Origin of the sequence: Marinicella rhabdoformis (assembly GCF_009671245.1) — a bacterium.
GTDB lineage: Bacteria > Pseudomonadota > Gammaproteobacteria > Xanthomonadales > Marinicellaceae > Marinicella > Marinicella rhabdoformis.
This window is the reverse complement of record NZ_VTFS01000001.1, coordinates 435596-458311: the sequence shown is the minus strand read 5'-3', so window position 1 is coordinate 458311 and position 22716 is coordinate 435596. Positions and strand designations below refer to the sequence as shown.

Below are 22716 nucleotides of genomic sequence, written 5' to 3'. Positions count from 1 at the left end.
ATTGGGTTCAGTTTTAAACAGAAAGGGCGGCTATTATCAGCGGCCCTTTTTTTGTGGTGGCCAGCGTGATTGTTTTTGGCAGCGACCATGGGGGGTGAAAGATGTTTTTAAAGCAGGTTTGATGGCTTGTTAAATGCTTGTCATACGTGGGATAATACGCGGTTTACTTAAACTTGCGTCATTTCATGTCCCTAGTCAACGAAAATAAAAACAATAAAAACAGAAAAATCTTGGTCACGTCGGCTTTGCCTTATGCCAGTGGTTCCTTGCATTTAGGCCATTTGGTCGAGCATTCTCAATCAGATATTTGGGCGCGGTTGATGCGTTCTTTGGGGCATGAGGTAAAATACCTTTGTGCCGATGATGCACACGGAACGCCCATTATGCTGAATGCGGAAAAGCAGGGCATGACACCAGAAGCTTTGGTAGACGGTATCCGTGATGAGCATTGGGCAGATTTACAGGGTTTTGGTATCTCTTATGACCACTACCATTCGACCCACACTGAAGAAAACAAAAACTTGGTTTCAGAAATTTATTTGAAGTTGAAAGGTGCAGGTCACATTGAGTCAAAAGTGATTGAACAGTATTTCGATCCGGAAAAAGAAATGTTCTTGCCAGATCGTTTTGTCAAAGGTACTTGCCCCAAATGTGGCGCTGATGACCAATATGGTGATAACTGTGAGGTTTGTGGTGCCACTTACGACTCATCTGAAGTGAAGAACCCCAAATCTGCGGTCTCTGGTGCGACGCCTATTCTGAAAGAATCGAAGCATTTGTTTGTCAACTTGAAGCAATTCGAAGGCATGTTGAAAGATTGGGTGAACTCGGGCACCTTACAAACTGAAGTGAGTAATAAATTGGCCGAATGGTTTGAGGCCGGATTGCAATCTTGGGACATTTCTCGGGACTCGCCTTATTTCGGATTTCAAATTCCTGGTGAAGAGAACAAGTATTTTTACGTTTGGATGGATGCACCAGTCGGTTATTTGGCTTGTTTGAAACACATCTGTGACAAAACAGGTGAAGCTTTTGAGCCTTGGATAAATCCAAACACTGACCATGAGATGGTGCATTTCATTGGTAAAGACATTTTGTATTTTCACTCTTTGTTCTGGCCTGCGATGCTGTCAGGAGCTGGCATGAAATTACCGAATGCGGTATATGTCCATGGTTTCTTGACGGTCAATGGCACCAAAATGAGTAAATCACGTGGTACTTTTATCAAAGCTTCGACATATTTAGATCATTTGAATCCAGATTACTTGCGTTATTACTTTGCTGCCAAATTATCTGATGGCGTGGTGGACATCGATTTGAGCATGGATGATTTCCGTCAGCGTGTGAATTCAGACTTGGTGGGTAAGGTGGTGAACATTGCTTCACGTTGTGCCGGCTTCATTAAAAAGAAATTTGATTCAAAATTGTCAGCTGAACTTCACAATCAAGCTTTGTACGATGAGTTCATGAGCCATTCGGATGAAATCGCCCAACTGTTCGAAGCGAGAAAATACAACGCGGCAGTGCGCCAGATCATGGCATTGGCTGATAAAGCCAACCAATACATTGCGGACATGGCACCGTGGGTGGCTGTCAAAGATGAGTCACGCATGGAAGAAGTACATCAAGTGTGCTCAACGGGCATCAACCTGTTCAGGGTGTTGATGACTTGGTTGGCTCCTGTGATTCCGTTCACAGCGCGTAAAGCTGAAGCTTTTTTGAATGTGGATTTGAATGATTGGTACGCGATTAACTCACCTTTGTTTAACCATGAAATCAACAAGTTCAAGCCATTGATGGCGCGAATTGAGGCTGAAACCTTAGAGAAAGTGATGGAAGCATCTAAACAAGATTTGGAAGCCAAGGAAACGTCTGTGATTCAAGTTGAAAACAATGGTCAATTGGACAAAGATCCTATCAGCGACGAAATCGCTTTTGATGACTTTGCTAAAATTGATTTGCGCATTGTCAAAATTGTCGATGCCAAAGCCGTAGAGAAAGCGGATAAATTATTGCAGCTGACCTTAGATTTGGGTGGTGTCACCAAGAATGTTTTTGCTGGCATCAAGTCAGCTTATAAAGCAGAGGACTTAATAGGTAAACACACTGTGATGGTGGCGAATTTGGCACCGAGAAAAATGCGCTTTGGCTTGTCTGAAGGGATGGTTTTGGCCGCAGGTCCTGGTGGTGATGATTTGTATATCTTAGAGCCGCATGAAGGTGCTGTTCCTGGGATGCGTGTTAAATAATTGGGCCTAGAGTGGGCAGTGGTTAGCTAGTGGTGAGGGCGCTTCGCGCATTGGTTTCGCCAATGAGATTCCCGCCTTCGCGGGAATGACGGTTGGGTTAATTAAGATTGGAATATTTAAGATTGGAATATTTAAGATTGGAATATTTAAGATTGGAATAATAGAGGTTAAATGACTGATTGGTTACTGGTATTTGTGGGAGCGGCCTTTGTGAACAACTTTGTGTTGGTTCGCTTTTTGGGTTTGTGTCCTTTCATGGGTGTTTCCAGTCAGTTTAAGTCGGCTTTGGGCATGAGTTTTGCCACCGCTTTTGTTTTGACCTTATCGTCAATTGTCAGTTATTTGGTCAATACTTATCTGTTGGTGCCATTGGATTTGGCCTACCTCAAAACTTTGAGTTTTATTTTGGTGATTGCCGTGACGGTTCAAATCACTGAAATGATTCTGCACAAATCTTCTCCCTTACTTTACCAAGTATTGGGTTTGTTCTTGCCATTGATCACCACCAACTGCGCCGTTTTGGGCGTGGCCTTGTTGAATGTGCAACAACAGCATTCTTTAATGGAGTCGGCATTCTTTGGTTTGGGTGCTTCATTCGGTTTTGGTTTGGTGTTGGTGTTGTTTTCCGCCATCCGAGAACGATTGGAAATGGCCAATGTCCCCGCCGCATTTCGAGGTTTACCCATCGCATTAATGACCGCAGGCATCATGTCTTTGGCTTTTATGGGGTTTTCAGGAATGACACAGTGAAGGGTGACACAATGAAGAAGACGCCATAATGGACAGCGGATTACTGAATAACTTTGGTGCCTTAATTGCCTTGTTCGTTTTGGCTTTGGCTTTCGGTATCTTGATTATCTGGGTGTCTCGTAAATTCAAAGTTGAAGGCAATCCAGTGGTAGAACAAATCAATGCCATTTTGCCACAAACCCAGTGTGGTCAATGTGACTACCCTGGCTGTAAGCCTTATGCCGAAGCGATTGCTAAAGGTGATGCACCGATTAACCAATGCCCGCCTGGTGGTGAAGAAGGCATCAAAAAACTGGCAGAGTTGTTGGATTTAGAAGTGCTGGAACTGAACCCTGAAAACGGTCAAGAAACAGTAGATACCATTGTTGAAATTGTAGAACCTGACTGTATAGGCTGCACCAAGTGTATTCAGGTTTGTCCCGTTGATGCCATTGTGGGTGCGGCCAAATTGATGCACACAGTGATTGCTGCTGAGTGCACTGGATGTGATTTGTGTATTCCCGCCTGTCCTGTTGATTGCATCATTAAAATTGATACACCCTTGCCAGTGACGGTTCAAAGGCAGCAGCAACCGGCTTTGTGGCAAAGTGCCAGAGAGGCAAGATTGTGAGGCTAAACTATGAGTCCATATTGTGAGGCGAGCATGTAATGGGTGACATTCATTTAGCACAATTTCACGGCGGCTTGGTGTTGGATCACCACAAAACCCAAGTCAACCAACAGACAATCAAGACAGCCCCTATTCCTCAACGTTTATTGATCTCTTTGCGGGTCAATCGTGGATTTGAAGCAGTACCTGTTGTCATAGTGGGCGATTATGTCTTTAAAGGCCAATGTATTGCGAAAGCTGAGTACGCTATGGCATCAGATGTACATGCCTCCAGTTCAGGAACGGTGGTTTCGATTCAACAAAGGCCAAGCAGCGCACCTGATGCCGCGCTGGCAACAGTGATTGAAATTGAGACAGATGGTAAAGACCAGTGGTGTGACTTAACACCTTTGTACCCGGCTGAAATCACAGCACATAACATTCAAAAAGTGATGAAACCAGCGGGCATCTTGGGCATGGGTGGCGCCGGTTTTCCAACGCACCTTAAATACAAAACGGGTCAAAGAGCAGTTGAAACACTGGTCATCAATGGTGCCGAATGTGAACCTTACATCGCCTGCGATGAGCGCTTGATGTTGGAGCAGGCCATCGAAGTGGTCAAAGGCTCTGCTTTGATGATGCAAGCAGCTGATGCATTCCAAACCATCATAGCCATTGAGGACAGCTTGGGTGGTGTGCAATCGGCATTAGAGGCTGCCATTAATGAGTTAAATATTGAGCACTTTTCTGTTATCAAAGTACCGAGTATTTATCCGACAGGTGGCGAAAAGCAGTTGATAGAAGTGTTGACTGGAAAGCAGGTGCCAGCAGGTGAAACGCCTTTGGCTTTGGGTGTATTAATGCAGAATGTTGCAACAGCCAAAGCTTTACATGATGCCGTGTATATGGGGCAACCTTTGATTGAGCGTGTAATCACGGTTACTGGAGAGCAGGTTGCCAAACCTTGTAATTATTTGGCACGAATTGGCACGCCGATGCGTGACCTACTGACTGATGCGGGCGCGCAAGAAATACAACAAAGCCGTTTGGTTGTCGGTGGGCCAATGATGGGTTTTGCTATGCCTGATGATGACATTGGCATCGATAAAACCAGTAACTGCTTGCTGTTGATGAAAGCCGAAAACCAAGTGCTACCAGATCTAGGTATGCCAAATAATGACATGCCGTGCATTCGTTGCGGCGATTGTGTCAAGGTTTGCCCTCAAGACCTGCTGCCACAACAGCTGTTTTGGTATATCAATGGCAACGAAGACGGTAATGATTTAGAAAAGGCGCGTGATCACAATTTATTCGACTGCATTGAATGTGGTGCTTGTGCCTATGTGTGTCCGAGCCAAATTGATTTGGTAGACTTTTACCGCTATGGTAAAGCCGAGCTGCGCTATTTAGACTTCAAAAAAACAAAAGCTGAGCAGGCCAAAGAACGTTTTGAAGCCAGGGAAGCGCGTTTGATTAGATTAAAACAAGAAAGGCAAGCGAAAAGGAGAGCCAAAACCAGTCAATTAAAAGACAAGAAAGTGGCGAAGAAAGAAATTTCAGACGTTTTAGCCCGCATCAAGCAAATGAAGGACAAAAAAGAGGAGGGCCAAAGTGATGAATGACCAGGCTAACAATCAAGCCACTAAAATACCTGCAGGTAAAAAACTTTCATCAGCACCGCACCAACGCGCCAAAGTCAGTGTGCAAAAAGTCATGGCCTGGGTGTTGATTGCCTTGTTGCCGGCCACCGTTGCCCATGTGGTTTATTTTGGGGTCGGTTTGTTGGTACAAATTGTCATTGCCACCAGTGCAGGCATGTTATTTGAGTTTTTGTGTTTAAGGAAAAGATACGCAACAAACACGCATCGCATCAAACCTTTTCTGAGCGACCTGTCAGTACCAGTGACGGCGGTATTGTTTGCGCTGTGTATTTCGCCGATTGCGCCTTGGTATGTGGCTGTTGTTGGGATGTTCTTTGCCATTGTGGTTGCCAAACACCTGTATGGGGGTTTAGGGCACAATATTTTTAATCCAGCGATGGTGGGTTTTGCGGTGATCTTGATTTCGTTTCCTCAAAGCATGGCCTTGTGGCTGTCGCCTTGGGGCATGGATCAGGCTTCGTTGTCAGTTACAGAGATACTTTCTTGGGTATTTCGCGGTCATGATGGCGCAACAGTTGATGCCGTAACTGCAGCCACACCTTTGTCTGCATTACAAACAGGTCAGCAACAAGGTTTGGCCTACAGTGAAGTGGTGACGCAAAAAATCTTTGGTGATTTTGGCGGGTTGGGTTGGGAATGGGTGGCCAATTGGTTGTTCATCGGCGGCTTGGTTTTGCTGTATAAAAAAATCATCACTTGGCATGTGCCTGTGACGTTGTTGGTAGTGACTTGTGTTTTTTCCTATCTGTTTTATGCCTATGATTCTGATACGTTCATGTCACCGATGCAGCATGTCTTTTCTGGTGGTTTGATGCTGGCGGCATTTTTTATTGCTACTGATCCGACTTCAGGCTGCTCATCCATGAAAGGTAAGTTGATATTTGCTGCGGGTGTGGCCATTTTGACCGTGTTGATTCGACAATTTGGTTCTTTTCCTGATGGTGTGGCTTTTGCCGTATTACTGATGAACATGGCAGCACCTTTGATTGATCAATTGACCATTCCCCAAGCCTATGGACATAAAGACTCTTATGAGAACAAGAAAAAGGGGCAAGGCGGAGAATGAATAAGAAGTATTTATTGCCTTTGATATTGGCTGTGATGACAGCGTTGGCCAGTGCATTACTGATGGGATCTGATGCTTTTACAGCCGCACCCATTGCTGAACAAAAAGAGCGTGCCTTGATGAGGTCACTGGCTTTGCTGATGCCAGAAGGCAGTTACGATAATGATGTGTTGGCAGAAAAATTAACGGTTAATGAGCCTGTTATTTTGGGGCACAGAAAAGCCGCAGATGTATATTTAGGCTATTTAAAAGGCGAGTTTTCAGTCGCTGCGATTCCAGTCATCGCACAAAATGGATACTCAGGTGACATCGAACTGATGGTGGGTGTCAGGGCAGATGGCCGCATCACGGCTGTTGAAGTGTTGGGACATAAAGAAACACCGGGATTGGGTGATTTAATCGAGCGACGCAAAGGCGATTGGTTGCTACAATTTGAAGGTCAACAGCTCAATAAAGTAACACAAGCCGAATGGTCAGTAAAAAAAGACGGTGGAAAATTTGATCAAATCACAGGTGCCACTATCACACCAAGGGCTGTGGTTTCGGCGGTGAAAAAAGCGCTGAAATATTTTGAAAATCATCAAGAGCTATGGCAAAAGCAAGGTTGGCGAATGAGAACCCATGAAGCTGAGCCGGCAATATCGGCGCGAGTAGGAAAAAAAGATGAATGAAGCAAATAAAAAGTTCATCAAAACACGGTTGTGGGATAACAATGCCGCCTTGGTGCAGATGTTGGGTTTGTGTCCGCTTTTGGCCGTATCCAATACAGCCATCAATGCTTTAGGCATGGGTCTGGCGACCATTTTTGTCTTATTGGTGACCAATGTTTTGGTTTCTGTGATTCGTCCTATTACGCACAAAGAAATCCGCATTCCGCTGTTTGTGTTGTTGATTGCTTCAGTGGTCACAGCTTTGGAAATGATGATGAATGCTTACTTTCATGAGCTGTATTTGGCCTTAGGCATATTTATACCATTGATCGTGACCAACTGCGTCATCATGGCTCGAGCTGAGGCTTTTGCATCAAAAAATGATTTGGGTTTGGCACTTAAAGATGGTTTTTTTGTTGGTCTGGGCTTTGCCTTGGTGTTGATATTGATCGGCGTGATGCGTGAAGTGATTGGACAGGGTACTGTATTTCAAGGAGCACATTTACTGTTTGGTGATTTAGGTCGATACTTAGAAGTGACATTGGTAGCGGATTATGGCGGCTTTCTCATTGCCATCTTGCCGCCGGGGGCTTTCTTTGCTTTGGGCTTGTTGGTGGCTTGGAAGAATCACCGAGATATAAAAAATAAAGAGGGCAACATATGATCTACCTGTTTACCTATTTAAAAGGCATGATGATGGGCGTGGCCGATTTGGTGCCGGGTGTGTCTGGCGGTACGATTGCTTTGATTGTTGGAATTTATCAGCGATTGATTACGGCTTTGGCTTCAGTCAATGGAGAGACCTTTAAACAACTGTTTACCGGGCAGTTCAAAGCATTTTGGCGACAAATTGATGGTTGGTTCTTGTTGTCTGTATTTGCAGGCATGGTTACTTCGATTTTGGTGTTTGCCTCTTTGATTAAATACTTATTGGCCAGTCAAGCCATTCCAACGTGGTCCTTTTTCTTTGGTTTGATAGTGGCCTCTGCGGTCTTGTTGCTGTCACAGCAAAAGAAAGGGCCTATTTTCCATTTGTTGTTTTTGTTGTTGGGCATTGCTTTGAGTTACCTGCTCAGCACGCAAGTGGGTGAAGTGTTACCCAGTGGATTACTGGGTGTGTTCATGGCAGGTGCCATAGCGATTTGTGCCATGATATTACCTGGCTTGTCTGGCTCTTTGATTTTGTTGCTATTGGGCAAGTATGAAGTGTTGCTTCAAGCCGTATCTGACAAAAACTATATGGTGCTTTTGGTGTTTGCTTTCGGTTGTTTGATTGGCTTATTGGTTTTTTCAAAAGTATTGAAGTGGTTGATGTCGAATTTTTATCGGGCCATGATTTTCTTTTTGTCAGGACTGATGTTGGGCACGTTGATTAAAGTTTGGCCTTGGAAAGTAGCTGCCACTAATGTCATGCCAATGGCAACTGAGCAGCCACAATTGGCGATGGCAATTTCAATGATGGTGCTGGCGGCCACAGTGGTTTGGCTGTTGGCAAAATTTGACAGCAAGAAAGTTGTCCGCAAAAAAATGGAGCGATGAAATGAAAACATTCTATTGGTATGACTTGGAAACTTTTGGCATCAACCCGAGGTTTGATCGGATTGCGCAATTTGCTGGCATCAGGACAGATGAGGACTTGAATCCTATTGGTGATCCTGACATGTTTTATTGTCAGCCCACTTTGGATTATTTGCCCTCGCCAGAAAGTTGCATGATAACTGGCATCACGCCGCAAGAATGCCAAGAAAAGGGCATGAAGGAGGTTGATTTTGCCGCTAAAATTCATGACATTTTGTCACAAGAAAATAACTGTGCGGTGGGTTATAACAGCATTCGATTTGATGACGAGTGTGTCAGGTCATTGTTTTACCGCAACTTATTTGACCCTTATCAACGCGAATACATGAACGGTAATTCGCGTTGGGATGTGCTGGACTTGATGCGCGCTTGTTATGCCTTGCGCCCTGAAGGCATCACATGGCCAAATCGAGAAGACGGTATGCCCAGTTTTCGTTTGGAAATGTTGACCGAAGCCAATGGTTTGAAGCATGAGGCGGCTCATGATGCCTTATCTGATGTGGAAGCCACCATACAAATGGCACGCTTGGTCAAACAAAAACAGCCCAAATTGTTTGAATTTGCATTGGGTTTACGCAACAAAGACACGGTCAGGACTTTATTGAACTGGCAGTTGATGCAACCATTTGTTCATGTCAGTGGCAAGATTCCAGCATCTCGGGGTTGTTTGTCCGTGTTTGTCCCTTTGGCCATGCACCCGACCAATAAAAATGGTGTGGTCTGTTATGATTTGGCAGCTGCACCGCAAGATTTGTTGTCATTGTCTGTGAATGACATCAGAGACAGGATATATACGCCTACTGCAGATTTGCCAGAAGGCGTTGAGCGAGTCCCATTGAAAACGGTACACATCAATAAGGTGCCTTTTGTTGCGCCGCTGTCCGTCTTAAAGGGTGTGGACTTAGAACGATTGAATTTGGATTACCCTGCCTGTAAAGCACATTTGGAATTAATCAAAGCGGACCCCAGCGTGGCTAAAAAAGCGGCTGAGGTGTTCAATCAAAAGTATGAAAACGCCTCTGATGATGTTGATGAAATGATCTACTCAGGCTTTTTCAGCTACCAAGACAAAGCGGAGTTATCAGCTTGGCAGGCCGCCGATCCACAAACCTTACCTTGGGGTGATTCTGGATTAAAAGATGCGCGTGCAGATGAGCTGTTGAAACGTTATAAAGCGAGAAACTTCCCAGAATTACTCACTGCTGAGGAACAAACCGATTGGCAACAGTCAGTATCTGAACGTCTGAACCAAAGGTATGGTGACGGCTTTGAGTGGTGGTTTGAAGAATTGGAACGTGTTCGTGCTGAATACCCAGATACAGACAAGCAATTGATTCTTGATCAAGTCGAACAATTCGTCATGAATCAATTCGGATAATTTACCGTTCATTAAAACTGAATTTGTGTTCATTTTTGTTTTTAGTTATCATGTAGGGCGTTATCCACCACCACAAACCCCCAAAATACATGATTGAATCTCAAGTCAACCCTTATAAGAGACGGGTATTTAAAGCCCTCTTGTTTATTACGGCATTGGGTGGTTTGATTTTTTTTCTGATCAATTTCAATAGAGGTTTATTCCTGCTTGCCAGTTTAGAGTTGGTTGCAGGTGGCATATCTTTGTGGTTGTTTTTTCAAGTTTATCGAAAATTGCCGTTGGCAAAATTTCGACAATTGACGATGACTTATGTGTTGATTTTTTATGCTCTGATGTTGTTTGCATTAACCAGAAGCAATGTCAGTAGCAACATTTATATTTGGGTTCAAGTCATTCCTTTAATTTCGTATCTGTTACTCGGATTAAAACGTGGTTTCCTAATGACGTTATTTTTTTTGACGTTGTTCGTGCTGTCTTTCTTGGTTTTCATTGATTTGCCCGTTGAATTAAAGGAGGCGGCTTCTGTGGCCAATATTGTTTTTGGGACATTGCTTACTTGGGGTCTATCTCATGCTTATGAAAAAGCTACAGTTGATTCTCAAGCCAAGCTAAAGAAAATGGCAAGTACCGATCACTTAACGGGCTTGAATAATAGAAGCTTGCTTCAAACCTATTTTGAAGCAGCCCAAAGTCAAACACAGTTCAAATATAAGCAGTTGGCTGTGGTTGTTTTGGATTTAGATCACTTTAAAGTCATCAATGATACGCATGGTCATGATATTGGTGATTTGATTTTAAAAAACTTTTCAAAAGTCATTAATGATTGTGTCAATCATCCAAACCATGCATTCCGAATAGGAGGTGAAGAGTTCTGTTTGATTTGTGCTAATACCAGTTTAGAACAGGCTTCTATTTTGGCTGAATCTATCAGGACCCAGGTTTCTGCACAAAAGATTGAAGTTGATGGTGAGGCTTTGACTTACTCGGTGAGTTGTGGAGTCTCAGTCAGTGATGATAAGCACATTTCTTTCAAAGCGTTACATGCTGAAGCGGACAGGCGACTGTATATGGCAAAATCTTCAGGCAGGAACTTGGTAATTAATCAAGGCTAAGTGCAATGATCATTGAATACTGATTAATTAATCAAGTTATTGGCTTCTTTCCACTTTTTTCGATGCTCTGATTTAACATAAATCATGGTGCCTCGAATGATGAGGTAGCAAAAAAATCCAATCGCAACAACATAAATGCCCCAATGTTCTTTCAGCACAACAGCTTCACCAATTTCTAACCCTTTGATGTAATCCCAAAGCATGGGCAGTGCACCAATCATGGTAATACTCATGGCAACGTAACTGAACATCCTCAAGATGTACATGCGATCTCTCAGTTGTCTTTTGAGGAAGAGTTTGATTTCTTCAGGGTTGGCTTTGCCGTCCTTTTTCATGGCAAAGCCGCAATTGGGACAAGCCTCTGCTATGGTTGATATTTTGGTTCTACAAGATGGGCAATTGATTAAGGCCATGGTATTTTTAATTAAAAGCAAAGAATATTATATCTATTGACCATCAAATTGACATGAAAGTTTGATAAAAAAAGTTTATCATAAAGTTTTTTACTTCTCTGTCTTATTCATGAAAAGGAAAACCAAGATTGTAGCAACTTTGGGCCCAGCAAGTTCTTCCCCAGATCAAATCAAAACACTCATTCAAACTGGTGTGAATGTGTTCCGCCTTAATTTCTCACATGGTACTGCAGAAGACCATGAAAACAATGTAAAAAACATTCGTCAAGTGGCCAAAAGTTTGGGTGTCATTGTGGGTATTTTACAGGACTTACAAGGGCCAAAAATCAGGGTAGGTCGATTCAAAAATGACAGGGTGACTTTAACCGAAAGTCAGCGGTTCAAGTTGTATGCGGACAAGACGAAAGCTGGAGATGAACATGGTGTTGGAATCAGTTACAGTGGCTTGTATAAGGACGTTAAAGCCAATGATGTGATTTTGTTGGATGATGGGCGGTTGTCATTGAAAGTGGTTGAAGTGAAAGCCGGTACCATTCATTCTGAAGTGGTGCGAGGTGGTGTGCTGAGTAACAACAAAGGCATTAACATTCCATCTGCAGATTTATCCTTGGCAGCTGTAACAAAAAAAGACATTGAAGACATCGCCACTGGTGCGGCTTTGGACGTGGATTGGGTGGCTTTGAGTTTTGTTAGAAACCGGGATGATTTGTTGTTGGCCAAGCATTACCTTTCGCTGAATGAATCAAATGCCAAGTTAATGGCAAAAATTGAAAAGCCGGGTGCCATTCGAAATTACAAAGAAATATTAAAAACGGCCGATGGCATCATGGTAGCTCGTGGTGACTTGGGTGTTGAGTTGTCAGCTGAAAAAGTGCCCATGTTACAAAAACGGTTAATCAGAAAGGCCAGAGAAAAAGGAAAACCAGTGGTAACTGCAACGCAGATGCTGGAGTCTATGATTCACAGCCCAATACCCACTCGAGCTGAGGCCAATGATGTGGCGAATGCCATTTTCGATGGGACTGATGCCGTGATGTTGTCTGCTGAAACTGCCACCGGTGACTTTCCTGTAAAAGCTGTAGAAACTATGGACACGATTGCCAAAACAGTAGAAGCTGATGGTGATTACAAAGAACGCATGGTTGAACGTAAAGTCAGGGCTGAAAAAAATACACCGGATGCGGTTTCTTCTGCAGCCTGTCATATGGCATCAACACTTGGGCTTAAAGTGATGTGTTGTTTTTCAAGCTCAGGTGCAACAGCGCTTCGTGTAGCAAGAAATAGGGTGCCAACAACCGTATTAGCCGTTTCACCTTCAATCAAATCATGCCATCAACTCACACTTTCTTGGGGTATTCAGCCAGTGTTGAGTGAAGATGCGACCAACTCTGATGAGATGGTTGAAATTGCCAAACAAGTGATTGTTGATCACAAAGAAGCCAAGCCCAATGACCAGTTCATCATCACTGCTGGTGTACCTTTTGGTCAGTCAGGCACAACTAATTTAATCCGCGTTGAAACTTTGTGATTAATTGAAAAGGGAAGCTTCTTACACCTTGGTTGGGAGCTTCTGATTTATGTTCAAACTGATGTTACAGCTGCCTTTGTTGTACATTTCGACAAAAAATTCATCCCACAGCACCTACAATAAAACCAGTAACGCCTCAGTCTCTTTGAGGGCGTGGTTTAAAAATTGACAAACCTCAGTTAGAATCAATGAAATTATATTGGCCATTTACGGTCTATTGAGTCATTGACTAGGAGCAAAAAAAATTTGGATACGAACCCTATGAAGCATATGGTTGACGCCATTGGTGCTAAAATTTTAGACAAAGAACCTCAGATTAAGTTGGTCATTGCTGCCTTGTTAGCCGGTGGTCATGTTTTACTTGAGGACAGGCCGGGACTTGGAAAAACGACCTTGGCGGCAGCTTTAGCACAAACTTTCGGCATGGACTATACACGTGTTCAATTAACCTCTGACATGATGCCCAGTGATGTTTTGGGTGTCAGTATATATGATGGAAAAGAACAAAGCTTTACTTACCACAAGGGGCCCATATTCACCCAGTTCCTATTAGCAGATGAGCTTAATCGTGCGACACCGAAAACACAAAGCGCATTGCTTGAGGCCATGGCTGAAAATCAAGTCAGCATGGATGGCACAACCTATGATTTAGAAGAGGTGTTTTTTGTGATGGCGACACAAAATCCCATGGATGATGCCGGCACTTATCACCTCCCACATTCACAATTGGACCGGTTCATTATCAGCTTGTCTTTGGGTTATCCCAGTCGAGAAAGTGAACGTGCGCTCTACAGTCAAGCTTATTTGAAAGGCTTATATGAACCTTTAAAGCCTTTAGCTGATGTCAGCCAACTTAAAAAATGGCAACAACAAGTTTCAGAAGTCCATGCCAGTGAAGAGGTGTTAGATCATTTACAGCAGTTGATTGCGCAAACACGACAACATCCTGATTTAGCTCACGGTTTATCTCCCAGGGCTGGCTTGTCTTTTTTTAAACTGTCTCAAGCTATGGCTTTTATGGCAGGTCGTGATTTTTTAATTCCAGAAGATGTTGCCGATGCTTTTTATCCTGTTTGTAGACACCGTTTGGTGTCGAGCCAGGGCTTCGATGTAGTTAAAAAAATCATTCATCAGATTGCAGCAGACACACCGTTTACTTGATGGTTAAAATCAAGACATTTATTGATGGTTTTATCAATCGTCGAGGTGTTGAGCCGTTGCCTGTGGAATTTAATTGGCGGCGGATTTATGTGCTGCCCAGTAAACCCGGCTTATTTTTTGCAGTCATTTGGGTGGTCATGTTGATGGCGGCGTTGAATTTCAATAACAACATGGGCTTGATGTTGGTTTTTTTGTTATTTGGTATGACACAAGTGATGTTGTTGCAGACATTTTTCAATATGCGAAATATCACATTGAGGCGAATCAAAGTTGAGCCAGTATTTTTAGGTGATGTAGCAGAAGCACAATTAGAGCTGTGTCACTCCCAAGATAAATGGCAAGTGGTGAGTTCATCATTGGGCAAAGAAAAGGTGGCTCATATTGAGCATGGTGTGGGGCTGTTGCCTTTTCACTTTGAAACCATCAAACGCGGTTATGAGCCGGTACCCAGGATTAAATTATTCACGCGATATCCAATGGGTTTGTTTACAGTTTGGGTGTATTGTACGCCTGATACAAGTGCGTTGGTATACCCCAAACCGGAAAGGCCTGTTCCGGCTTATCCAAGTCATGGTGGCGTTGATGGTGAAAAAGACTTGCCCATAAAAGGTGATGAATTGGCCAGTGTGAGAGAATACCAAGTAGGAGACCCGCTGCGTGACATCGCCTGGAAAAAAACAGCCCAAAGTGACAAAACTTGGGTGAAACAATATGAGTCAACACAAGGAAAACATATGATGTTTGACTTTGAACAAATGCACATGGCCCATACGGAAGCCAAATTGTCTCGTTTGGCTGCTTGGGTGATACAGGCTGAACATGAAAACATAGATTATCAATTGGTTTTACCGGGATTTTCCAGTGAGATGACGCATGGAGCAGCACAAATGGCTTTGTGTTTAAAGCAATTGGCACTCTTTGGTGGAGGTGAGTCATCGCCAAATTAAAAGCGAGCATCAAATCAGAGCTGAGTGACAAGCAATTATTGTGGTTGATTTTGGCCGTTTTGATTTCGGTATTGCCACAAATTGGCCGGTTGCCGATTTGGTTTTTGCCTATGACTTTTGTGGTTGTGGGTTATCGTGTATATGCACAGATAAACCATATTAAAAAAGGGCATGCTTTGGTCTTGAGTTTGTTGGCCGTCGCTGCAGTGATTTTTTTGGCTTATTCGCAAGGCTTTGGTATTTCAAGGGAGGTGAGTGTCAGCATCTTGCTGACGATGACGGTCATGAAATTATTGGAGTTGTACCGAAGGCGTGATGCCTATTTGGTCGCCATGTTGTGCTATTTTGTTATCATGACTCGGTTCCTTTATTCGCAAGATTTGATATTGATTTTTTATTTGTTGTTGGCAACATTCGCCAGCAGTCATGCTTTATTCTTATTGCAGTTTGATAAAGTAGGAGGCTGGTTAGATAAGAGGCAGTTAAAAAAGACTGCTGGCCTGATGGCCGCAGGTATACCTTTTGCGATTGTGTTTTTTCTGTTTTTTCCGCGTTTGGGTTCTCCAATATGGGGTTCTCCAGATATATTTGGGGAAGGTAAGACTGGGATATCAGATAGCATGAGCCCAGGTTCTATTGTTGAACTTTTTATGGATGATTCACCCGCTTTTAGAGCGACTTTTGATTCTGGTAAAATGCCTGAAAGCAAAGATTTGTATTGGCGCGGGCCTGTTTTAAGCAATTATGACGGAGAAACTTGGACGAGACAGAGGGCACAATTAAGGCCTGCTATAAAAAAATTCAACCCTGACAACGTGGTGAGCTATCAAATTGAGCAAGAAGCCACAGGTCAACATTATATGTTTGGTTTGGATTATGTGTTGAGTGGTTTTCAAGGTGCATTCCTTCTGTCAGATTCAAGTATGTATTCACCGACAAAAATTAATCAAATAAAGCATTATGATGTGAAGTCAATTTTATTGGATGCTTTAGATCAAGAACTAACTGCCAATGAAAGAGCAAGTTTGCTCAATTATCCTAAGGAAATGAACCCCAAAACATTGGAGATGATGCGTTCGTGGGTCGCTGATCAAAATCAACAACCTACAACCACAATTGTAAATAAAGCACTGGCGCACTTTAATCAACAAGGTTTTTTTTATTCATACACACCACCGTCACTTTCAGGGCATGTTATTGACCAATTCTTATTTGAAACAAAGCGTGGTTTTTGTGAGCATTATGCATCAACTTTTGTCATCATGATGAGGATGGCAGGAATCCCATCTCGTGTGGTTACCGGGTATCAGGGCGGTGTGGATATGGGAGATTATTTGCTGATAAAGCAATCTGATGCACATGCCTGGGCTGAAGTGTTTATCGAATCACAGCCAGGTGTTGGATCATGGCATCGTGTTGATCCCACATCCGTGGTGTCACCTGAAAGGCTTTCAACAGGTGCCCAATCTATCATTGAACAACCCCGTCATTGGTTTGATTTTGAGTGGTTACGTGACTCTAGAGAAAGTTTGGATACGATGAGGTATAAATGGAACCGTTGGGTACGTGATTTTAATGTGTCAAAACAAAATGCGATGTTTGAATTGATGGGTTTTAAACACCATGACAGTACTGAAATTGCATTGGTCATGGCAAGTATGCTATTGCTGTTGAGTCTTTTGGTTGCTGCCTGGTTGTGGTATAGAGGCCGTCCAGTATATTCTGACTATCAAAAAATATACCGCCAGTATGTTCATTTATTATGGCCTAAATCAGAATGGGACGTGGCTTTACAACGTGGTTTACGTACGAATAATCGACTGATCATCGCTACAAGAGAAGATTTAAGCCCTTTGTTGACACAATTTGAAAGGTTGTATTTGAAAGCCCGATTTGGTCCTGGGCAACAAAACAACAAAGCCTATATTCATCAATTACAACAATTGCTTGAAGCAATTAAAACACGAAAAGCTTTATAATTATAATTAAACAGATTATGGTTGCAAAAAGCAGTGTGTTTTAACACTGAAAGATTGCCTACTTGAAATTCAGGTGGAAGCACCTTAAATAGCAGTTATATTTCAATAAAAATAGCAATGAGCAACGAAAACAACCCATACAATATAGATGCCGAACTGTTAGAACAGGTTGAGCATGAATTCAAAGAACCTCAAATGTATAAAGTGGTGCTGTTGAATGATGACTACACACCCATGGATTTCGTCATAGAAGTATTGATGCGATTTTTTAGAATGGACGAACAAAAGGCGACGCAAATTATGCTTCACGTACACACAAGAGGCAAAGGATTGTGCGGTGTATTTACCCATGAAGTGGCTGAAACCAAATCGACCATAGTGAATGAATTTGCTCGTGAAAATGAGCACCCATTATTGTGTGTAACAGAGGTGATGTGATGTTAGATTTACATTTAGACAATACAGTCAATCAAATATATAAATACGCACGCCACCACCGCCATGAAATGTTAACCATGGAGCATTTGATGTTGGGGTTGCTTAAAAACAAGCATGCACTCAAAGTTTTGGATGCAGTGGGTGCAGATGTGGCGTTGTTAAAACAAGAGTTGGAAGATTTAATTACGCAGCATGTGACAATCATTCCAGCTGATGTGGATCAAGATACACAACCCACTTTGGCATTCAGGCGGGTCATTCAACGTGCCATATATTCTGCACAGTCAGCTGAACTGAAGCAAGTGAAAGGTGATCGTGTTTTGGTGGCAATGTTTGATGAAGTTGATGCACATCCTGTGTACTTGCTGAACAAACAAGGCATCACCAGATTTGATGTGGTGCGTTGTATAGCCCATGGTGTCAATGAGTCTGAAGAGGCAGGTGATAAAGCGGTACCCACAAGTACAGAAAAAGAGGCTGAATCACAAAAGACTACCAGCGTCAAAGAATTCTTAACTGACCTCAACGCAAAAGCCAAAAAAGGTGGTGTTGATCCATTGATTGGTCGCGATTCAGAAATTGAGCGTATGATTCAAGTTTTGATGCGTCGATCTAAAAATAACCCTTTGTTAGTCGGTGAGCCTGGAGTAGGTAAAACCGCCATGGCTGAAGGCTTGGCCTTGAAAATTGTAAACCATGAAGTGCCAGATGTGATGAAAGATACTCGAGTTTTTGCACTCGACATGGGCAGTTTGATGGCAGGAACAAAATATCGGGGTGACTTTGAGAAGCGTTTGAAACTGGTTATTCAATACATCAAGAAAATACCTCATGCGGTGATGTTTATTGATGAAATACACACCATAATTGGTGCAGGGGCGGTGTCAGGTGGTTCTTTGGATACTTCTAATTTATTGAAGCCTGTTTTGGCCTCAGGAAACATGCGCTGTATTGGTGCTACCACCCAAGATGAATCAAGACAGATTTTTGATAAAGACCGGGCATTGGCCAGGCGGTTCCAAAAAATAACCATTGCAGAACCAAGCAAACAAGAAACAGTAGAAATCCTAAAAGGTTTAAAAGCCAACTTTGAGGGTTTTCATAAAGTGACTTATAGTGATCAGGCACTCTTTGATGCAGTGGAATTGTCCAGCAAGCACATCACAGATAAGTTTTTGCCAGACAAAGCCATAGATGCTATAGATGAAGCCGGTGCTTGGCAAAATATCCATGGCAAGAATGCTGAACAGATAGACAGCAGTGATATTAAACGTGTGGTTGCCAGTATTGCCAAGGTGCCATTGGAAGATGTGGCACAAGATGAGGCTTTGAAGCTGAAGTCAATTGGCCGCAGCCTACGCCATGTGATTTTTGGCCAAGATGAAGCAATAGATATTTTAGCAACGGCGATCAAAATGTCGCGTGCCGGCATGGTACGTGATCATCGTACCGTTGCTAATCTGATGTTTGCAGGTCCTACAGGTGTCGGTAAAACAGAAGTGGTTCGTCAGCTTTCGCATCATTTGGGATTGAAATTACTGCGTTTTGATATGTCAGAATATATGGAGGCGCATACCGTTTCAAAATTGATCGGTTCGCCACCAGGTTATGTGGGACATGAGCAAGGTGGCCAGTTGACTGAAAGGGTCAATCAAACGCCGCATTGTGTTGTGCTATTAGATGAAATTGAGAAAGCACATCCTGATGTCTTGAATATATTGTTACAAGTGATGGACAACGGGAAATTGACGGACTCAAATGGCCGTGAAACTGATTTCAGAAATGTACTGGTGGTAATGACCACCAATGCAGGTGCACAAGCACACGGAAAGAGCAGTTTTGGTTTCACTGAACAAGACCATTCCAGTGATGCGATGCTAGATATCAACCGTTTGTTCTCGCCTGAGTTCAGAAACAGACTGGATGCCATCGTGCCCTTTGCAGCTTTACAACACGAGCATGTTGAAAAAATCGTTGATAAGCTGATGATAGAATTAGAACAGCAATTGTCAGAAAATCAGATCACATTCAGCCTCAGTCCAGAAGCCCGTACTTGGTTAGTCAATCAAGGATATAACCCTGAAATGGGGGCAAGACCCATGCACAGGGCAATCGATCAATTCGTTAAAAAACCATTGATTGATGACATTTTGTTTGGAGAGTTGAAACAAGGCGGTACAGTGAAAATCAAGCTGTTAAACGATGCTCTGCAGTTTGATATTTTATCAAATACGCGTTTGTTATCAGTAGAAGAAACCACGCCATGATGAAATGCTGTTCATTGAGCCTTTTAAGGCTCAATGGGCGCAGGTTTATTTTGAACGGAACGTGATGCGTCCTTTGCTCAAGTCGTAAGGTGTCAATTCAACCGTTACGGTATCACCAGTCAAAATTCTGATGTAATGTTTTCTCATGCGACCAGAGATGTGTGCAGTCACAATGTGACCATTTTCCAATTCAACACGGAACATGGTGTTAGGTAAAGTGTCGATTACTTTGCCTTCTAATTCAATGACGTCTTCTTTTGCCATAAAGTGTGGTATTTCCAAAAAAAAGGGTATTCTACCAGATAAAACCAGCCGTCACCACATTGTTTGGTTTGCGTTCAGTTTCAAAAAGTAGCGGTGATTCAGTCTACAGTGACCTGTTCAAAGCCGTTCTCAAAAATCAAATCATCTAATTGCGGCCGGAGACTCATGACAGAGAATTGGTTCTGGTTGTTTTCATGACCAACTAAGCGTATTAAGCCAAGTTCTGGGGGCCTGTCTGAAGTGAAAGAAAAGCTGAATAACATGCCCCAATCGATGAGGTTGTCATTGGTTTGAGTTAAGGATAATAAATTATCTTGACGAGTGGTAGACCAGTTATTGCTAAGGATTAAATCCTTATCAGACCACACAAAATCAGTATAACTGGCGTCGTCATCTAGGGGAACGATGATTTGTTCAACCTGGGGGTCATAATCATGGTTTTCTATCATGTAGTTATAACGAAAATTACCGCCACCTAAATCAATGACTTTAACGGCAACAGTGAGGTGGCCTTCTCCAACTTGCAAAGTGCGGTGTGATGCGCTCATTAAATCGTTGGCAGTGGTATTCGGTGGTAAATAAGCATCGGAAGCTGGACCGTTTTGAAAGGATGACGGTGAGTGCATATTCCAAGTCAGATTTTGTTGGTTTTGACTGAATTCATATGACATCCAACCCATGCCATTGAATATATTGACATCTTCACGTACCAAATACCAAGATGAAAAATAATAACTTAATGCAGGATCTGAAAATTGTGACTCATTGACAACCAGACGGTTTTCATCCGTAGAGTTCGAAGTGTTGTTTTGGGTGTTGTTGCAATCAGGGTCAAAAAATGAACATTGTTGTTCCCACAGTCCTGTGAACGCTTCTAGTTCTTCTCGAGGCCCTAAATAACTGCCGCCATCATTGTTGCTGACTGTGTAAGTGTCTTCACAGCCTTTGTATAAAATAAAATTGTTACCACAGTTATATGTGCAGTTTTGGTTCTGTGCAAAGAATGCATGTTTAATGTCTGAAATGGCCACTTGTTCAAACCGGTTATCAATTTCTCTGTACATGGCCCAGTTCAGAAAAGGATGTTGTTCATTGTTATAAGGAGGAACGGGACCCGTAAACTTGCCTTGCCAGACCACATCAGCTTCGCCAACATTTTTTAATCTGGCGTTGGGAGTGAGAACCACAAGATCGTCGTCAATTCGCCTGCGATATACCCAAGACATGTCAATCAATGCCACATCAGCATCAGCTGTTGGGCTCGGCCATAGAGGCCTGTCTTTGGGGCATGTGGGTGTCCCTCTAACCATGGCATATTCTGGAGGGATGACCAGGTGATTGTACATGTGCGCTTCAGCCACAACCCAGTGAGCTATCTGTGGCATGTTGATTTTATTGGCCAACCAACTGGTTATTCTCACATCCATGCGCAACATGCGCAGTTGCTGTTGCTTGATGTCGAGTTCTGTATGGATGTGGTCTAACAAGAACAAGGCATTTCCCTGTTGGTCGATGATTTCTGCACTGACAATTTCACCAGCACCTTTTCCTTTGCTGGTTGCTCTGATAATTAAATCATTGAACGTCATGGTGGCGTTTTGAATTTGCCATTTGAACTGGCCTTTGACATGCAGTTGACCAGCGGTAATAGATTCTAAAATACCAAAAGGAGCTTGAACCTCTAGTGAGGTGGTGTCATTGATTTGAAATACGGCATGTGGCTGGCTGTCTATGGTTTTAGTTTGAGTGGGTAGGTCAATCACTTGAATCCCTAACTCGTTCAACAAACGGTCTTCAAAGTTGATGACAAATTCACCACCATCGGCATGCCAACGTAAATCAATTTGTTGTTGCCTCAAAGGGTGGTTGAAATTTTCTAACCATGGCGAAACCGCGATAACCGGATTGTTGAGCAGCAAAAGGAGAAGGCAAATTTTAATCAGGTTCATAATGTATGGACAGTTTGTGTTCCAATCATTATAAAAAAGTGTCAGATAAAAAACAGTTAATTTTCAGCTAACTGCCAATCAATTGGCGTTTTTTGTTGTTTTATAAGGTAATCATTCGCTTGAGAAAAGTGTCTACAACCTAAAAAACCACGATGAGCAGATAATGGAGAAGGGTGTGGCGCTTTCAGTATTAAGTGTTTTTTTGTGTTAATTTGATTGCCTTTTTTTTGAGCATATGCGCCCCAAAGCATAAAAACCACACCTTGGTTTGTTTCATTGATGATGGAAATAACTCGATCTGTAAACTGTTCCCAGCCTTGTTTTTGGTGGCTGGCAGCTTGGGCTTTTTCTACAGTTAACACACTGTTAAGTAACAAAACGCCTTGTGCGGCCCAAGATGATAAATTGCCAGTAGTGTTATATACTCTCAAGTCAGCAGCCTGTTCCTTAAAGATGTTTTTTAAAGAAGGAGGGATTGGCATACCATGAGGTACAGAAAATGACAAGCCGTGTGCTTGTCCTGGCCCGTGGTAGGGGTCTTGGCCTAGAATAACAACTTTAACATGATTTAGGGGCGTACTGTTGAAGGCGTTAAATATCAACTGATTTGGTGGGTAAATGATCTTGCCTTGCGCTTTTTCATGTTGTAAAAATGAATTGAGTTTGCGCATATATTCTTGCTCAAACGTGTCAGACAATGCCTGCAACCAGCTTGCTTCTAACTGTCGATGCATGTG

Annotated in this window: 20 protein-coding genes; 16 read left to right on the top strand and 4 right to left on the bottom strand. The window is 42.8% G+C overall.

Translation table 11 applies throughout. From position 1 onward, the window contains the following. Positions 1-185 precede the first annotated feature (185 nt). From metG to FET73_RS02005, 10 genes are all read left to right on the top strand, one after another. On the top strand, positions 186-2249 hold the full coding sequence (gene metG / locus FET73_RS02050) for a methionine--tRNA ligase (RefSeq protein ID WP_154222244.1): 2064 nt from the start codon (positions 186-188) through the stop codon (positions 2247-2249). A 171-nt stretch (positions 2250-2420) separates the two neighbouring features. Further along, positions 2421-2999 carry an electron transport complex subunit RsxA gene (gene rsxA, locus FET73_RS02045; protein WP_154222243.1) on the top strand — a complete coding sequence of 193 codons (579 nt, stop codon included), beginning with the start codon at positions 2421-2423 and terminating at the stop codon, positions 2997-2999. 28 nt (positions 3000-3027) lie between these two features. Beyond that, the gene (rsxB, locus tag FET73_RS02040; protein ID WP_154222242.1) at positions 3028-3609 is read left to right on the top strand and encodes an electron transport complex subunit RsxB; all 582 of its coding nucleotides are present in this window, start codon (positions 3028-3030) and stop codon (positions 3607-3609) included. 38 nt (positions 3610-3647) lie between these two features. Further along, positions 3648-5210, top strand: coding sequence for an electron transport complex subunit RsxC (rsxC, locus tag FET73_RS02035; RefSeq protein ID WP_154222241.1), 1563 nt, complete (start codon positions 3648-3650; stop codon positions 5208-5210). Beyond that, the gene (locus tag FET73_RS02030; RefSeq protein ID WP_154222240.1) at positions 5203-6315 is read left to right on the top strand and encodes an RnfABCDGE type electron transport complex subunit D; all 1113 of its coding nucleotides are present in this window, start codon (positions 5203-5205) and stop codon (positions 6313-6315) included. Before rsxC ends, FET73_RS02030 begins: the two co-directional genes overlap by 8 nt. Continuing rightward, complete coding sequence (gene rsxG / locus FET73_RS02025) at positions 6312-6986, top strand: electron transport complex subunit RsxG (RefSeq protein ID WP_154222239.1); 675 nt, start codon at positions 6312-6314, stop codon at positions 6984-6986. The genes FET73_RS02030 and rsxG overlap by 4 nt, the downstream gene beginning before the upstream one ends. After that, positions 6979-7629, top strand: coding sequence for an electron transport complex subunit E (locus FET73_RS02020; protein WP_154222238.1), 651 nt, complete (start codon positions 6979-6981; stop codon positions 7627-7629). Before rsxG ends, FET73_RS02020 begins: the two co-directional genes overlap by 8 nt. Continuing rightward, on the top strand, positions 7626-8504 hold the full coding sequence (locus FET73_RS02015) for a DUF368 domain-containing protein (protein WP_154222237.1): 879 nt from the start codon (positions 7626-7628) through the stop codon (positions 8502-8504). Before FET73_RS02020 ends, FET73_RS02015 begins: the two co-directional genes overlap by 4 nt. A 1-nt stretch (position 8505) precedes the next feature. Continuing rightward, entirely contained in the window at positions 8506-9921 is a 1416-nt protein-coding gene (sbcB, locus tag FET73_RS02010; protein ID WP_154222236.1) for an exodeoxyribonuclease I, read from the top strand. A gap of 89 nt (positions 9922-10010) precedes the next feature. After that, a complete protein-coding gene (locus FET73_RS02005; RefSeq protein ID WP_154222235.1) occupies positions 10011-11033 on the top strand; it encodes a GGDEF domain-containing protein in 1023 nt (340 codons plus the stop codon). Positions 11034-11056: 23 nt separating this feature from the next. On the opposite strand, the gene FET73_RS02000 is transcribed toward FET73_RS02005, so the two are convergent. After that, positions 11057-11446: a hypothetical protein gene (locus tag FET73_RS02000; protein ID WP_154222234.1), complete on the bottom strand. Its 390-nt coding sequence runs from the start codon at positions 11444-11446 to the stop codon at positions 11057-11059. Between the two features lie 109 nt (positions 11447-11555). On the opposite strand from FET73_RS02000, the gene pyk reads away from it, so the two are divergent. From pyk to clpA, 6 genes are all read left to right on the top strand, one after another. Then, entirely contained in the window at positions 11556-12974 is a 1419-nt protein-coding gene (pyk, locus tag FET73_RS01995; RefSeq protein ID WP_154222233.1) for a pyruvate kinase, read from the top strand. Between the two features lie 261 nt (positions 12975-13235). After that, complete coding sequence (locus FET73_RS01990; protein ID WP_154222232.1) at positions 13236-14135, top strand: AAA family ATPase; 900 nt, start codon at positions 13236-13238, stop codon at positions 14133-14135. Further along, positions 14135-15082: a DUF58 domain-containing protein gene (locus FET73_RS01985; protein ID WP_154222231.1), complete on the top strand. Its 948-nt coding sequence runs from the start codon at positions 14135-14137 to the stop codon at positions 15080-15082. The genes FET73_RS01990 and FET73_RS01985 overlap by 1 nt, the downstream gene beginning before the upstream one ends. A gap of 38 nt (positions 15083-15120) precedes the next feature. Further along, positions 15121-17061 (top strand): transglutaminase TgpA family protein, encoded by a 1941-nt coding sequence (locus FET73_RS01980; RefSeq protein ID WP_179952056.1) that lies wholly within the window; start codon positions 15121-15123, stop codon positions 17059-17061. Between the two features lie 117 nt (positions 17062-17178). After that, positions 17179-17499: an ATP-dependent Clp protease adapter ClpS gene (gene clpS / locus FET73_RS01975; RefSeq protein WP_154222229.1), complete on the top strand. Its 321-nt coding sequence runs from the start codon at positions 17179-17181 to the stop codon at positions 17497-17499. After that, on the top strand, positions 17499-19766 hold the full coding sequence (gene clpA / locus FET73_RS01970; protein ID WP_154223062.1) for an ATP-dependent Clp protease ATP-binding subunit ClpA: 2268 nt from the start codon (positions 17499-17501) through the stop codon (positions 19764-19766). Before clpS ends, clpA begins: the two co-directional genes overlap by 1 nt. Before the next feature lie 45 nt (positions 19767-19811). Here clpA and infA read toward each other — a convergent pair whose 3' ends face one another. The 3 genes from infA to ung all read right to left on the bottom strand — a co-directional run bounded on the left by infA (position 19812) and on the right by ung (position 22713). Next, complete coding sequence (gene infA, locus FET73_RS01965) at positions 19812-20030, bottom strand: translation initiation factor IF-1 (protein WP_099019321.1); 219 nt, start codon at positions 20028-20030, stop codon at positions 19812-19814. A 98-nt stretch (positions 20031-20128) separates the two neighbouring features. Beyond that, entirely contained in the window at positions 20129-21979 is a 1851-nt protein-coding gene (locus tag FET73_RS01960; protein WP_154222228.1) for a hypothetical protein, read from the bottom strand. 56 nt (positions 21980-22035) lie between these two features. Then, positions 22036-22713: a uracil-DNA glycosylase gene (gene ung, locus FET73_RS01955; RefSeq protein WP_154222227.1), complete on the bottom strand. Its 678-nt coding sequence runs from the start codon at positions 22711-22713 to the stop codon at positions 22036-22038. Between the last annotated feature and the right edge of the window lie 3 nt (positions 22714-22716).